Raw genomic sequence first — 14,284 nt, forward strand, 5'->3', positions numbered from 1 at the left:
CTTCACCAGTACTCACAAACTTGCAGACGAAACCACTGCCCGTGTCCGCTACGACTTGCGAATTATTCCTTATTACCCCGCCCGACCCTTTCCTTCTTTGGTGAAGCAACCATATAGCGAACCATTAGCCAACTTATTACGCTTATTTGATCTACTTCTCATACCGCCACACCACGCACCATTACGATCCGTTAACATTAATTTAACGCACCACGCGTGTGCATATCAGCCAGATATCAACACCTTATAAATACTGAAAGCGATCTTCCAATTAAAGTGTGTAATTTTTAGTCGTTTGAAATTAAAAACAAATTTCCCGTTCTGCCTAAGTTTCTCACGAACCATTAAAAAATTGGTTCAGAAAATGCAAAGGACTGATTAACGATTTAATTCCCAGCGGGAAACTGAAATATGCCAACAAATTCCGGGGCGCTGCCCCCTTCTAACGGGACCTCGAACTCAGCACTGGAACAGCTGCGTCAGCTGATACAGCAGCATCCCGATCAGACTCAGCCGTTACCGGCGGAACGCGATCTGATGCAGATGTTTAACGTTGGCCGCCGTGAAATCCGCCGGGCGCTGGATGTGCTGGCAGAAGAAGGCCGCGTGTGGCGCAAACAGGGGAAAGGCACGTTTATCGGGCCGAACGGTCCTGCGCAGCCGCTGAGTTTGCAGACGTTACCGAAGCAATCGAACTTGCAGGAAGTGATGGAAGCGCGTTTGCAGCTCGAACCGGGGCTGGCGAAATACGCCGCACTGCGCGCCACGCCGGAACAGATCCAGCTGATGCGCCGTTTGCTCGACAAGGTGAAAACCATGTCACGCGGCGATCCGGATCAGATTGAACTGTGGGACAGCGCATTTCACCGCGCGATTGCCGATGCCGCCGGAAACCGGCTGTTACTTGGATTGTTCGATGCCGTCGATGCAATCCGCCGTGATCCGAGCTGGCTGGCGGTGCGTAACGCCGCACGAAATCAGGAGCGCCTGAACCGTTACGACGATCACCATGAGCGCATCGTAGAACACATCGCCGCACGCCAGCCCAAAGAGGCCGCCAGAGTCATGCGCGAGCACCTTCTGGCGCTGCAACAGGCGTTTCTTTCCACCCTGAATGATGATGACGAGGATTTTACTGATGACTGACCCGGCCAAACCCGTCACGCCGCTGTTACATATCAGCGACCTGCGGGTGCAGTTTTCCGGCTCCCCCGCGACCGTGCTCGACGGTATTTCCTTGCAGCTGGAAGCCGGAAAAACGCTGGCGCTGGTCGGGGAATCCGGTTGCGGCAAAAGCGTGACATCGCTCGCGCTGATGGGGCTATTGCCTGCCAGCGCCAATGTGTTGCAGGGCGATATCCGCCTGAATGACACCTCGCTGCTCGGGCTATCTGAACGCCAGTACGCCGACCTGCGCGGTCAGGAGCTGGCGATGATTTTTCAGGAACCGATGACCTCACTCAATCCGGCGCTGACACTCGGCGATCAGCTGGCTGAAGCCGTAGTGCGTCATCAGGGTGCGGATAAAAAACAGGCACGAATGCAGGCGCTGGAAATCCTGAAAAAGGTGCAAATTCCTGCGCCGGAATTGCGGATGGACGCTTATCCGCACCAGCTTTCCGGCGGTATGCGCCAGCGGGTGATGATTGCGATGGCGCTGATCAACCGTCCGCAATTGCTGATTGCCGACGAACCGACTACCGCGCTGGACGTCACCATTCAGGCGCAGATCCTCGCCCTGCTCAACCGCATTCAGCAGGAAACCGGCAGCGCATTGTTGCTGATCACCCATGACCTCGGCGTGGTGGCGGAAGTCGCTGACAGCGTGGCGGTGATGTATGCCGGACAAATCGTCGAACAGGGTCTGGTGGCCGATATTTTCAATAATCCGCAGCATCCGTACACCATCGGGCTGATGGGATCGATGCCGTCGCTGGCCTCGCGTCAGGGCGCGCTTTCCACCATTCCCGGCGCCGTACCGCTGCCGAAAGATATGCCGAAAGGCTGCCGCTTTTCGACGCGCTGTCCGTTTGCCGATGCGCGCTGCCATCAGGAACGTCCGGCGTTGCGTCCGCTGCATCAGTCTTCGCACCACGTCGCCTGTTTTTATGCGCCGCTGGAAAATTTTTTTGCCCTGTCCGCTGAAGGAGCCTGCGCATGAGTCTCGCACCCCGCCCCATTCTGGAAGCCGCCGGGCTGACCAAAGTCTTCAAAGGCCCTTCAACGCTGTTCACGAAACCCAAAATCGTGCAGGCGGTGGATCGCGTTTCGCTGCGCGTCTGGCATGGCGAAACACTGGCGATTGTCGGCGAATCCGGCTCGGGAAAATCGACCCTTGGACGTCTTTTATTACAGTTACTCAGCGCCACCGACGGCGACGTGTTTTATGAAGGCGAAAACCTGAAACAGTTTTCTGCTGACCAGATGAAAAAGCTGCGCCGCGACCTGCAAATCATTTTTCAGGATCCGTTTGCCTCGCTCAACCCGCGCATGACGGTAGAAGAAATCGTTGGCGAACCCCTGTGGTTGCACAACATCGTCAGCGGCAAAGCGGACAGGCAGGCCAAAGTGCGCGAACTGCTGACCACCGTCGGCCTGCCCGCCGCATTCAGTAACCGTTATCCGCATGAGTTTTCCGGCGGTCAGCGCCAGCGTATCGGCATTGCGCGTGCGCTGGCGTCATCGCCAAAACTGCTGCTGGGTGATGAGCCGGTGTCGGCGCTGGATGTGTCGGTACAGGCGCAGGTAGTCAATCTGCTGGAAAATCTTAAACAGCAGTTTGGCCTGACGATGATCGTCGTCGCGCACGGTCTGGCGGTGATCCGCCATATGAGCGACCGCGTGGCGGTGATGTACCTCGGGCAAATCGTCGAACTCGCCAGCACCGATGACATTTTCGACCAGCCGCTGCATCCGTATACCCAGGCGCTGATCGCTTCCGCGCCACAGCTCGCGCCGGGGGTGAAACGTCCGGTGCCGCTGCTGCAGGGCGATATGCCCAATCCGGCCAATATGCCGACCGGCTGCCGTTTCCATACCCGCTGCGCCTACGCCACCGACGAATGTCGACTGGTGGAGCCGCAACTTGAAACCGTCAGTGACAACCGCATGGTGGCCTGCCACCGCTGGAGCGAACTGCAACGGGATCGCACTTCGGTGCTGGTTCCGCCGCCGTCCGCCGCTTTCACCTTACGGCGTGCGCTGTTTGAACAAGCGAGCCAGAACCGGCTTTCACTTTCCACTCCGACATCAACTCTGGGAACCCGACCATGAAATTTGCACCCCGCTTAACTGCCTGCATTCCGGCCTTCATGTTGCTGACGTCTGCGGGCCTCGCCCATGCGGAAAGCACCCTGCGTATCGGCCTTGGCAGCGATCCTGACATGCTGGATCCGGCCACGGCGCGCACCTATTACGGGCGTTTCGTGTTCAGCGCCATGTGCGAACGGCTGGTGGATGTCGATCAGCATCTGCAAATCGTTCCGGGTCTGGCGAAAGACTGGGCGTACAGCGAGGATGGCAAAACGCTGACCCTGAATTTGCGCGAAGGCGTGACTTTCCAGGACGGCGAAAAATTCGATGCGCAGTCGGTGAAATACAACATCGAACGTTATCTGACGCTGCCGGGTTCTTTGCGTAAAAGTGAGCTGTCCTCGGTTGAATCCGTGGAAGTCACCGCGCCGTACACCGTGGTTTTCCATCTGAAAACGGCGGATGCCGCGCTGCTGATGCAACTGACTGACCGCGCGGGCACCATGATGGCGCCAGAGGCAACGGCCAAGGGCAATGTAGCCGCGCATCCGGTCTGTTCCGGTCCGTATGAGTTTGTCAGCCGCGTTCAGCAGGATCGCATCGTGCTGAAACGGTTTGAGAATTACTGGAACAAAGGCGCATATCACTTCGATAAAGTGGTGTTCCTGCCGATCCCTGATGCGTCCGTGCGCCTGGCTAACCTGCGTGCAGGTGATCTGGATATCACCGAAGGCATTGCCGCCAGCGACACCGCCACGGTGAAAGCCGACAGCAATCTGCAACTGGCCAGCACCACCGGCCTGGGGTATATGGGGCTAACAATTAACCTCGCCAACGGCACCGCCAACACCAATACACCGCTGGCGAAAGATGCCCGTGTACGTCAGGCATTATCGCTGGCGATTGACCGCGACGCATTGAATCAGGTGGTGTTCCAGGGGCAGTACACGCCGGCGAATCAGGCCTTCTCGCCTGCCAGCCCGTATCACGCCAACATTCCGGTGCCAAAACGCGATATCGAAAAAGCCAAAGCGCTGCTGGCGGAAGCCGGTGTGAAAACGCCGCTGACCATTGATTTCCTGGTCGCCAACAACCCGACGTCCCAGCAGGTTGCGCAGGTGCTTCAGGCGATGGTCAGCGAAGCGGGCATCAACCTGAATCTGCAAATGACCGAATACGCCACGCTGCTGGATCGCCAGCAAAGCGGTGAATTCAAAATGAGCATGTCCGGCTGGTCAGGACGCCCGGATCCCGACGGTAATATCTTCTCGTTCCTCAATACCAAAGGCGGTCTGAACGATGGTAAATACAGCAATCCGCAGGTTGACCAGTGGTTGCAGGAAGCCCGTCTGACCAGCGACGTGGAGAAGCGTAAAGCCCTCTACAAACAGGTCGTCGTACAGGAAAACCTCGACGATCCGCTGGTGTATCTGTACTTCGAACCGCGCATTTTCGGTATCAACAAGAAAGTGACCGGTTTCGTGCCTTACGCCGACGGGCTGATCCGTTTGCAGGGTCTGGCGCTGAACAAGTAATTGCCTGAGGAAAGACAATGTTAGAACTGGTGGCGAAACGGCTGATTTCAGCCATACCGACGTTGTTTCTGGTCACGCTGATGGTGTTCTCTTTGCAGAAATTGCTGCCGGGCGATCCGATCACCGCGATGGCTGGCGAGGAACGGGATCCGGCAGTCATTGCGCAGTTACGCGAGCAATACCATCTGAATGATCCGATCCCCAGCCAGTATTTTCACTGGGTCGGCAACGCGCTGCGCGGTGATTTCGGCACCTCGCTGCGCACTCAGGAACCGGTGTTACAGCTGATCGCCAGCAAACTGCCGGTGACGCTCGAACTGTCGCTGCTGGCGATGATTGTGGCGCTGATCATCGGCATCACCATGGGCGTGCTGGCGGCGGTGAACAAAGGCACCTGGATAGATAACGGCACCAATTTTCTGGCGCTGTCGGGGATTTCGATCCCCCATTTCTGGCTGGGTGTGCTGCTGATTATGCTGTTCTCGGTGAAACTGCACTGGCTTCCGGCGTCCGGTTACGTGCCGTTCTCAGAAGATCCGCTGCAAAACCTGAAAACCATGCTGTTGCCTGCGGCGGTGCTCGGTACCGGCCTTTCCGCCACGCTGATGCGCCATACGCGTGCGGCGATGATTGCGGTGCTGAAAGCCGATTACATCCGTACCGCCCGTGCCAAAGGACTGCTGCCGAAAAAAGTGATCATGAAACACGCGCTGCGCAATGCGCTGGTGCCGATCATCACGCTGACCACCTTGCTGTTCGGCGAACTGCTGGGCGGCGCGGTGCTCAGCGAGCAGGTATTCACCATTCCGGGCTTTGGCAAAATGATTGTCGATTCAGTGTTTAACCGTGATTACGCCGTTGTTCAGGGCGTGGTAATGGTGGTCGCGGTCGGTTTTCTGCTGATGAATCTGCTGGCCGACGTGTTGTATGTGCTGGTCAACCCACGTATGCGGAGAGGCTGAGATGAGCGTATCTGTGATTTCCGTGACAACGTCACTCCCGATTCGCGAACCTAACCGTGTGCTGCGCAAATTTTTGCGTAATAAAAGCGCGGTGATTGGCGCAGTACTGGTCGTCACCTTCGCCCTGCTGGCTTTACTTGCGCCGTGGATTTCACCGTTTGATCCGATCAAAGCTGATTTCATGGCGGTGCGTAAAGCGCCCTCCGCCCTGCACTGGCTGGGTACCGATGAGCTGGGCCGCGACATTTTATCGCGCCTGTTCTGGGGGGCACGCACCTCGCTGATGGCCGGTTGTGTGTCGGTGATTATCGCGATTGTGATTGGCGTGCCGCTCGGCCTTATCGCCGGTTTCTGGCAGGGCTGGCTGGACAGCGTGATTTCCCGTGTGGTTGAGGCGCTGCTGTCGTGTCCGTTTCTGGTGCTGGCGATTGCGCTGGGCGCGTTCCTCGGGCCAAGCCTTGGCAATGCGATGATTGCCATCGGACTTTCCGCCATGCCGATTTTCGCCCGCCTGACGCGAGCGCAGGTGATGAGTATCCGCAACGAGGAATACATTGAAGGCGCGCGGGCGATTGGTCTGCCCGACCGCTGGATCCTCTGGCGCTATGTGCTGCCGAACGTGCTGTCGCCGATTCTGGTGCAGGCGACGCTGGCGATTGCCTCGGCGATCATCACCGAAGCCAGCCTGTCGTTTCTCGGCCTCGGCCAGCAACCGCCGGACGCCTCATGGGGCGCGATGCTTAATACTGCGCGCAGTTTCCTTGAGCAGTCGCCGTGGATGTCGATTTTTCCCGGTCTGGCGATTTTCCTGACCGTACAGGGTTTCAATTTGCTGGGTGACGGGCTGCGTGATGCGCTCGACCCGCGTTCTGAATAAACCGTTTGCTGCTTTTTAAGGAAGAAACATGTCTGAGAATTACGATTTTAACGTAGCTTATCCGACCCTGCGTCCGTCGATGATGGGGGCTAATGCGGTCTGCGCGTCACAACCGCTGGCCGCACAGGCCGGTATGAAAATGCTGATGCTGGGCGGAAATGCCGCCGATGCTGCCATCGCCACCGCTATCGCGCTGACCGTGCTTGAACCGAGCGGCAACGGCGCAGGCAGCGACGCGTTCGCTATTATCTGGGACGGCAAAAAAGCCCACGGACTGAATGCTTCAGGCCGCTCACCCGCCGCGTGGACACCGGACTATTTCGCCGCTAAAGGTCTGGACGCCGTGCCGACTTACGGCTGGGATGCCGTCACCGTACCGGGCGCAGTCTCCGGCTGGGTGGCGCTGGCAAAACGCTTCGGTACCCTGCCGCTGACCACGCTGGCACAACCGGCGATTGATTATGCACGTAACGGTTTTCCGGTATCGCCGCTGATTGGCCGCCTGTGGGAAATCGCGGTCAAAAAACTGCATAACCAGCCGGGCTTCATGGAATGTTTCGCACCTGAGGGCCGTGCGCCGAAAATCGGTGAAATCTTCCGTAATCCGGCACTGGCGGATTCATTAGAGCTGATCGCTAAAACTGAAGGCGAAGCGTTTTATCGCGGTGAACTGGCAGAAAAAATGGTGGCGCACAGTCAGACCCACGGCGGCGCGCTGACGCTGGACGACCTGGCGAATCACAAAGCCGACTGGGTGGAAACCATGCAACAGTCTTTCGCGGGCGGCTCGGTTCATGAACTGCCACCGAACGGTCAGGGTATCGCCACGCTGATTGCACTGGGCATTCTCGATAAGCTGAATATCGGCAGCCAGCCGGTGGACTCGGTCGAAACCACGCACCTGTGCATTGAAGCGATGAAACTGGCGCTGGCGGATTTGGATCAGCACATCACCGACAGCGAGCATATGTTCTTCGATCCGCAACTGTTTCTTAACGACGATTATCTGGCAGAACGCGCGAAACTGATCGACCGCAGCAAAGCCAGCGACGTGACCTACGGCGCACCGCGTCCGGGCGGCACCGTGTATCTGACGGCGGCCGATTCCAGCGGCATGATGGTCTCTTTCATTCAGTCGAATTACATGGGCTTTGGTTCCGGCGTCGTGGTGCCGGGCACCGGTCTCAGCATGCAAAACCGTGGCTGCGGATTTACTCTCGACACGGCACATGCCAACTGTGTCGCGCCGAACAAACGCACGCTGCATACGATCATTCCGGCCTTTGCCCAGGACGCCGCAGGTAAACCGCTGATGTCATTTGGCCTGATGGGCGGTCCGATGCAGGCACAGGGACATCTGCAAATGGCGCTGCGCGTGATGCTGTATAAACAAAATCCGCAGGCCGCGATAGATGCGCCACGCTGGCGTATCAACGGCGGGCGTCAGGTGGCGATCGAATCGACCTTCAATCACAACACGCTGGCTGCACTGCGCGCGATGGGTCATGAGCTGATCGTCGAAGACCCGCTCGGCGGCCATTCGTTCGGCGGCGCGCAGGTGATTGTCACTAATCCGGCAGGCGGTTATCTGGCGGGCACTGAATCGCGCAAAGACGGACAGGCTCTGGTGATGTAGTTTTGGTTTTCCTTCCTCTTTTATGAGAGGAAGGAATTAACCCGCCTTTGTGACTTCCCTTCCAAATATTCGCTAAATCACTGTAATTCGATCCCATCGCTATAAAAATTTGAAACAGCGTTCTATAAATGGAGTGTTGAGTACTTTGCACTTTCATATGGAGAACGAATGTATGACCAGTCCACTGTTTCATGGCGTGATCCCACCTGTCGCGACAATCCTGAATGAGAACGAGCAGCTTGACCGTCAGGGGATGGCGCGTCTGATTGATTTTACGATTGCAGGCGGCGTAAACGGCCTGTTTTTTCTCGGCAGTGCCGGGGAATTTGCGCATATGTCGCAGGCGCTGCGTCACGAAGTGGCGGAGTTCTGTACTCAGCACGTTGCCGGACGCGTTCCCGTTCTGATTGGCGCAGCGCATCCGGGCACAGCAGAAACGCTGGCGTTCGCGCAGCACGCGAAAAGCATCGGCGCGGACGGCGTGGTGGTGGTGAATCCTTATTACAATCCGGTGACTGAAGAAGCGCTGTATCTGCATTACCGCACGATTGCTGAAAACGCGGGTTTACCGGTGATTATGTACAACTATCCGGGGCTGACCGGGCAGCCGTTGCCCGTCAGTCTGATCAAACGTCTGGCGCTGGAATGCCCGAACATTGTCGGCCTGAAAGACACCGTCGAAAGCCTGAACCACATCCGCGAAACGATACAGGCCGTGAAACCTGAGCGCCCTGATTTCGCGGTGTTCTCCGGGTACGATGAATATCTGTTCGGTACGCTGATCCTCGGCGGCGATGGTGCAATCCCCGCCAGCGCCAATTTCGCCCCGCAGCTGACCTGCGGAATTTACCGCGCCTTTAAAGAGAAAGATTTCGCCACCGCCGTCGTACTGCAACAACGGTTGTCATTTCTGCCGCCGCTTTACACGCTGGATACGCCAATTTATAACGTCATTAAATACGCCATTTCACAGGTCATCAGCGGAATGCCGGTGCATTCACTCAAACCGGCGCTGCCGCTAAGCAATGACAAACAAAAAATTGTGCGTGAGATTTTGAAACAAGCGGGTGTCAGCGTCGTCTGCTAAACCCCCTCCCGGCCTCCCCTGAACTGCGGGAGGCAAAAACCCTCAATCTAAATCGAAATCATTACTATTCCGCTTTAATATTCGTTACTCTATTCCCATGATTTACCAAGCCGAATGACTTCATAACGCAATGATGCAAACACTCCTCGACAGTTTCCGCGAAACGCCTGTGAGCTGGGTCGCCGACACTTTCAAACCGATGTCGCCGCTGGTGACTAACGCCGTGCCGATGTCGCATCTTACGACGGCGGAAGGTTGTGCCAGCGTGCTCAAACGCTATCTGGACGCCAATGCGGCCGATGCCGCGAAGTGCGATACACGCCGGGCGCGGATCTCGATGTGGTCACAATGGTATTTCGCCACGCTGCTGCCAAGCTGGGTGATCGTCTCCTTGCGCCATGGCTGGCAGCTGCCAATCGCCGCTGAAAATGTCTATCTGTGTATGCAGGAAGAAGGCTTACCGGCGCAGATTTATCTGGATGGCGAAGGCGAAGCGCTGACGTCTGCCGAGCCTATGGCGCGTTTCGATGTGATGATCGAGCAGCAATTACGCCCTGTTTGCGAAGCGCTGGCCGAATTCTCCGGTCTGAAACCAGGCATTTACTGGAGCAACGCCGCAATACGCGTCGGCTGGGGCGTCAAACAGGCGGAACTGGTCAATGCCGATATCTCTGACGGTATGCAACTGATGGCGTCGCGGGAGCTGCGTTATGGCGGCAAAAATCCGTTATTCCAGCCGCTGCGTGCGGAAGATCCCTCCGACCCTGACAGCCCGCAATACCGCAAGCAATGTTGTCTGCGCTACGATCTGGCCGATCACGCCATGTGTCCTTCCTGCCCGTTATTGCTAGCAGAGCGAAAATCCGGCAAAAGACGTAAAACTCTCGCGGAGTAATTTGCAGATCTGCCAGCCACTTACAAAACCTGAATAAACTTAGCGTAAAAAATGATTGGATCTTAGCAGCGGATAATTATAAGAATTGGGTTATATAGACCAACGAGGTATTTATCATGACTATGAAAACACCGAAGAGCTGGCCCTCCGCTCTTAACTCGCTGGCCTCAGAGGTGATTGATTCTCTGGCGCAACCCGTTAACCGCGTATGGAATACGTTAACTGGCAAGCAAGAACCGCTCAGAGCAAGGATTGTTCATCGTTACGCGATTCCGTCTTCCCGGACGATCAGCGTCACGGAAGGATTTTTCGGATTTATTCCGGTGGAATCTTATGAGAACGAACGTTTTATTCTGGAAGTCGCTTACGCTGACAAACAGTATCAGGTAGAAGTCCCGAGGGCTTACTACCAGAAAAGCAATATTGGTGACGGCATCGACATCCACACGCTGTAATCGCCCCGCGTTAAACAGGCTGCGCCTTCCGAGGCGCAGCCTTTTTTTATGCCAAAAAACCTGCCTGACCCCACACTTCCCGCTTTTATTTTGTTCAATACTTGAAAATTATTGACATAATAATCACCGAAATTTAGAAAATTATTTACATCTTAATTCGCCCGCCCTTTTCTTTTTCTTGTGAGGTTTATGATGACCCGCCAGGTTTCTCCCGCAGTCGCCAGCGCCAGCCAGTCACGTCGCGCACTCGTCGCCGGTTCGGTCGGCAACTTTATCGAATGGTATGAATTCGGTGTCTACGGCTATCTGGCGACAATCATCGCCGGTAACTTTTTCACGCTGGAAGGCCAGACCGGCATGACCGGTTTACTCCTGACGTATGCGTCGTTCGCGCTGGCGTTTTTCTGCCGTCCGGTTGGCGCGATCATTTTTGGTCGCATCGGTGACCGCATTGGCCGCAAACCGACGCTGATTGCCGTCGTTCTGCTGATGACACTCGCCACGGCGATCATTGGTTTGCTGCCGACGTACGCGCAGATTGGTGTGGCCGCCCCGCTGTTGCTTACCCTGATGCGCATGTTCCAGGGCTTGTTTGCGGGCGGTGAATTTGGCGGAGCGGTGTCGCTGATGACCGAATTTGCACCGAAAGGTAAACGTGGCATTTATGGCGCGTGGCAATCGTTTACCGTGTCGCTGGGCTTGCTGACCGGCGTAGCGCTGGTGGCGTTGCTGGTTCAGACGTTGCCTGAAGCGCAGATGAAAGACTGGGGATGGCGTGTTCCGTTCCTGCTGGCACTGCCGATGGGGCTGGTGGCGCTGTATCTGCGCCTGAAACTCGATGAAACGCCAAACTTTGTCGCCAGTAAAAAAGCAGAGCCGAAAGTGCAGAAAACGGCGGCGGAAAAAGCCTCTGCCATTGCCACCGCGAAGGCCATCGCGCTGGGGATTGGGCGCATGATGGGCTGGTCTGCGGGCGGTTATACTTTCCTGGTGGTCATGCCCTCTTATCTGCAAACCTCGCTGCACGCCACATTTTTACAGGCGCTGGTAGCAACCGTACTGGCAAACGTCGGTTTCGCGCTGGCTATTCTGCCCTCCGGCTGGCTGAGCGATAAAATCGGTCGCAAGAAAGTGATGATGATTGCCGTATTCGCGGTGATTGTGCTGAGTTTCCCGCTGCTGCATCTGCTGCAAAATCCTGAAAGCAGCCTGCTGGCAAAAGGCATTGCGGTGCTGATTGCCGGTGCGACGATCGGCATGATTGCCGGTCCGGGTCCGGCGATGCTGGCGGAAATGTTCCCGACCCGCGTGCGTTATACCGGTCTGGGATTATCCTATTCATTGTCGAACGCCGTGTTCTCAGGCTGTGCGGGACTTATCATCACCGGCCTGATTAAAGAAACCGGCAATCTCGATATTCCGGCGTATTACGTGGTCGCCACCTGCGTGGTCAGCCTGTTTGCACTGATGTCGTTGCGCAAAGACGACCATTTACGCGATCTGGACGAATAACCATGAGTGACACCCATTTGCAGGCGCGACTGAACGCATTACAGGGCAGCTTTTCTCCGGCGGAAACGCGCATCATCACGATGATCCGGCTCGACCCGCCGGGCGTCGCCAATATGGGTGTGACGGAGCTGGCAAAGTCCGCGGAAACCAGCACCGCCACGGTGGTACGCACCAGCAAACGGCTCGGTTTCAGCGGCTATCCGGCGCTGCGGCTGGCGTTAGCGGCAGAATCTTCCAGCCCGATGCCTGTCGATATGCCGCTGGCCGCGAATATCGGCGAGAACGATTCGCCTAAGCAAATCCTGCAAAAGCTGCTGGAATTTGAAGTTAAAGGGGCGAATGAAACCACGCAATTACTGAGCGCGGCGACGCTCGAACAAGCAGTGGCGTTTCTTTCGCAGGCCCGGCGGATTGATATTTACGGTGCCGGTGCGTCGGCGCTGGTCGCGCAGGATTTCTGCCAGAAACTGCGGCGTATCGGCGTTGTCGCCCAGACTTACGGCAGCACCGACGAAAGTCTGGTGAGCGCCTGTCAGCTTGCCGCTGGCGATGTCGCGCTGGCGATTTCTCACTCCGGTAAGACCGCCGGAGTGGCGGAAGCCCTGTCGCAGGCTAAAGCAGCCGGCGCAACGACACTGGCGATTACAGCCAATGGTCGCGCCGCCGTCGCCCGCAAAGCCGATGTTGTGCTGCGAACCAGCAATCGCGAAATGGGTTTTCGTGCCGCTGCCATGGCCAGCCGCACCAGCCAGTTGCTGATTATCGACTGCCTGTATATCGGCGTGGCGCAGCGTCTGCCGGGCGCACGTGAGGCATTGCGCAAAACTCACGAGGCGGTACAACAGCACCGCCGCTGATATTCCTCCGTTACACGGCGCGCCTTCTATACTTCATAAAACACTCCGGTTTATGAGGGCATGAATGTTCACCCATCGTTTGGTATTTCCTGCCAGCGTCCTGCGCGGACGCGGCGCCATTAAACATCTGGGCGCGATGTGCGGACGTTTAGGCCAGCGGGCAATGTTAGTGGGCGGCCAACGCGCCATTGCCAGCGTCGAGGCGAAAGTCGCCGATCAGCTCGAGCAGCAGATGGTCAGTTATCTGGGCAGTGAAATCTTCGGCGGCGTCTGTTGTCAGGAGGAAATCAACCGGCTGGCCGACGTGTTCCGCACGCAGGGCGTGGAAGTGATTATCGCCACCGGCGGCGGCAAAGCACTGGACACCGCCAAAGCGGCTGGCGTGGCCTGTAATATTCCGGTAGTAACCTTACCGAGCATTGCAGGCACCTGTTCAGCGGTGACGTCGCTGGCGTTCCGGTATCATCAGGACGGCGAGTTCCGCGACATGATGCCGCTACCCTGTGGCCCCGCTGCGGTGGTGATCGACGCCGATTTACTGGCCACCGCCCCGCTGCAATGGCTCTCGGCGGGGATCGGCGATACGCTGGCAAAATGGTATGAATATCGCGCCATCAGCGACCTCAGTCAGCTTACCGGCCTTTCGGGTGTCGCCCGCACCAACAGTGAACTCTGCTATACGCTTATCGAACACTTCGCTGCCGACGCCTGTTTTGCCGTACAAGACGGCAAAGCCAACAACGCTCTCGAACAGGTGCTCGACGCCATTTTCCTCTACGCCGGACTGACTTCCATCATGAGCAACGGCGCCCACACTGGCGCTTCCCACGCATTATATGAAGGTTTCACCGCCTGCCCGAAAACCCGCCACATCGCCCATGGCCTGCTGGTGGGTTACGGCAATCTGTGCCTGCTGGCACTGGAAAACCGCAGCGACGAGGAGTTGCTGACCGCTATCGCCCTCGCCCGCGCCAGTGCCGTTCCGACGCAGTTAGCGCATATCGCGACAGGGCTGACGGAGCAGGATCTGGCGGTGATTATCGACCGGAGCCTGAGCACGCCGGATATGGCGAACATGCCAGGCGATATTACATTTGAAGATGTCAGAGGTGCGGTAGAAAGAGTGGAGAGGCTTGGGGCGAAAATTAATTAGATTTTGGGATGCCCGTAGCGATAGGGCTAAAGCGGCCATGACTCTGCTCCTCCCCCTGCGAAG

The 14,284-nt window shown here is 57.0% G+C and carries 13 protein-coding genes; all 13 read left to right on the forward strand.

Annotation, left to right across the window (positions count from 1 at the left end; genetic code table 11):
- Positions 1-411: 411 nt before the first annotated feature.
- The 13 genes from UC15_RS24345 (at position 412) to UC15_RS24405 (ending at position 14,221) form a co-directional block, all read left to right on the forward strand.
- Positions 412-1,146: a FadR/GntR family transcriptional regulator gene (locus tag UC15_RS24345; RefSeq protein WP_112291649.1), complete on the forward strand. Its 735-nt coding sequence runs from the start codon at positions 412-414 to the stop codon at positions 1,144-1,146.
- Complete coding sequence (locus UC15_RS24350; RefSeq protein WP_369964681.1) at positions 1,136-2,161, forward strand: ABC transporter ATP-binding protein; 1,026 nt, start codon at positions 1,136-1,138, stop codon at positions 2,159-2,161. Before UC15_RS24345 ends, UC15_RS24350 begins: the two co-directional genes overlap by 11 nt.
- Positions 2,158-3,273, forward strand: coding sequence for an ABC transporter ATP-binding protein (locus UC15_RS24355; protein WP_112291653.1), 1,116 nt, complete (start codon positions 2,158-2,160; stop codon positions 3,271-3,273). Before UC15_RS24350 ends, UC15_RS24355 begins: the two co-directional genes overlap by 4 nt.
- A complete protein-coding gene (locus UC15_RS24360; RefSeq protein ID WP_112291655.1) occupies positions 3,270-4,787 on the forward strand; it encodes an ABC transporter substrate-binding protein in 1,518 nt (505 codons plus the stop codon). The genes UC15_RS24355 and UC15_RS24360 overlap by 4 nt, the downstream gene beginning before the upstream one ends.
- A gap of 17 nt (positions 4,788-4,804) precedes the next feature.
- A complete protein-coding gene (locus UC15_RS24365) occupies positions 4,805-5,749 on the forward strand; it encodes an ABC transporter permease (protein WP_112291657.1) in 945 nt (314 codons plus the stop codon).
- Position 5,750: 1 nt separating this feature from the next.
- Positions 5,751-6,626, forward strand: coding sequence for an ABC transporter permease (locus UC15_RS24370; protein WP_112291659.1), 876 nt, complete (start codon positions 5,751-5,753; stop codon positions 6,624-6,626).
- A gap of 28 nt (positions 6,627-6,654) precedes the next feature.
- Positions 6,655-8,262: a gamma-glutamyltransferase family protein gene (locus UC15_RS24375; RefSeq protein WP_112291661.1), complete on the forward strand. Its 1,608-nt coding sequence runs from the start codon at positions 6,655-6,657 to the stop codon at positions 8,260-8,262.
- A gap of 172 nt (positions 8,263-8,434) precedes the next feature.
- Positions 8,435-9,349, forward strand: coding sequence for a dihydrodipicolinate synthase family protein (locus UC15_RS24380; RefSeq protein ID WP_112291663.1), 915 nt, complete (start codon positions 8,435-8,437; stop codon positions 9,347-9,349).
- Positions 9,350-9,479: 130 nt separating this feature from the next.
- Entirely contained in the window at positions 9,480-10,244 is a 765-nt protein-coding gene (gene fhuF / locus UC15_RS24385) for a siderophore-iron reductase FhuF (RefSeq protein WP_112291665.1), read from the forward strand.
- Positions 10,245-10,360: 116 nt separating this feature from the next.
- Positions 10,361-10,699 carry a hypothetical protein gene (locus UC15_RS24390; RefSeq protein ID WP_013575718.1) on the forward strand — a complete coding sequence of 113 codons (339 nt, stop codon included), beginning with the start codon at positions 10,361-10,363 and terminating at the stop codon, positions 10,697-10,699.
- 192 nt (positions 10,700-10,891) lie between these two features.
- Positions 10,892-12,211 (forward strand): MFS transporter, encoded by a 1,320-nt coding sequence (locus UC15_RS24395; RefSeq protein ID WP_112291667.1) that lies wholly within the window; start codon positions 10,892-10,894, stop codon positions 12,209-12,211.
- Positions 12,212-12,213: 2 nt separating this feature from the next.
- A complete protein-coding gene (locus UC15_RS24400; RefSeq protein ID WP_112291669.1) occupies positions 12,214-13,068 on the forward strand; it encodes a MurR/RpiR family transcriptional regulator in 855 nt (284 codons plus the stop codon).
- Between the two features lie 64 nt (positions 13,069-13,132).
- The gene (locus tag UC15_RS24405) at positions 13,133-14,221 is read left to right on the forward strand and encodes an iron-containing alcohol dehydrogenase family protein (protein WP_112291671.1); all 1,089 of its coding nucleotides are present in this window, start codon (positions 13,133-13,135) and stop codon (positions 14,219-14,221) included.
- The last annotated feature ends 63 nt before the right edge of the window (positions 14,222-14,284 follow it).

Source organism: Rahnella sp. AN3-3W3 (assembly GCF_003263545.1).
GTDB classification, from domain to species: domain Bacteria; phylum Pseudomonadota; class Gammaproteobacteria; order Enterobacterales; family Enterobacteriaceae; genus Rahnella; species Rahnella variigena.

Excerpts from the sequence above, each read along its gene's own strand:
- UC15_RS24345 (WP_112291649.1), top strand. The coding sequence starts at position 412 with ATGCCAACAAATTCCGGGGCGCTGCCCCCTTCTAACGGGACCTCGAAC.
- UC15_RS24355 (WP_112291653.1), top strand. The coding sequence starts at position 2,158 with ATGAGTCTCGCACCCCGCCCCATTCTGGAAGCCGCCGGGCTGACCAAA.
- UC15_RS24360 (WP_112291655.1), top strand. The coding sequence starts at position 3,270 with ATGAAATTTGCACCCCGCTTAACTGCCTGCATTCCGGCCTTCATGTTG.
- UC15_RS24365 (WP_112291657.1), top strand. The coding sequence starts at position 4,805 with ATGTTAGAACTGGTGGCGAAACGGCTGATTTCAGCCATACCGACGTTG.
- UC15_RS24370 (WP_112291659.1), top strand. The coding sequence starts at position 5,751 with ATGAGCGTATCTGTGATTTCCGTGACAACGTCACTCCCGATTCGCGAA.
- UC15_RS24375 (WP_112291661.1), top strand. The coding sequence starts at position 6,655 with ATGTCTGAGAATTACGATTTTAACGTAGCTTATCCGACCCTGCGTCCG.
- UC15_RS24380 (WP_112291663.1), top strand. The coding sequence starts at position 8,435 with ATGACCAGTCCACTGTTTCATGGCGTGATCCCACCTGTCGCGACAATC.
- fhuF (WP_112291665.1), top strand. The coding sequence starts at position 9,480 with ATGATGCAAACACTCCTCGACAGTTTCCGCGAAACGCCTGTGAGCTGG.
- UC15_RS24390 (WP_013575718.1), top strand. The coding sequence starts at position 10,361 with ATGACTATGAAAACACCGAAGAGCTGGCCCTCCGCTCTTAACTCGCTG.
- UC15_RS24395 (WP_112291667.1), top strand. The coding sequence starts at position 10,892 with ATGACCCGCCAGGTTTCTCCCGCAGTCGCCAGCGCCAGCCAGTCACGT.
- UC15_RS24400 (WP_112291669.1), top strand. The coding sequence starts at position 12,214 with ATGAGTGACACCCATTTGCAGGCGCGACTGAACGCATTACAGGGCAGC.
- UC15_RS24405 (WP_112291671.1), top strand. The coding sequence starts at position 13,133 with ATGTTCACCCATCGTTTGGTATTTCCTGCCAGCGTCCTGCGCGGACGC.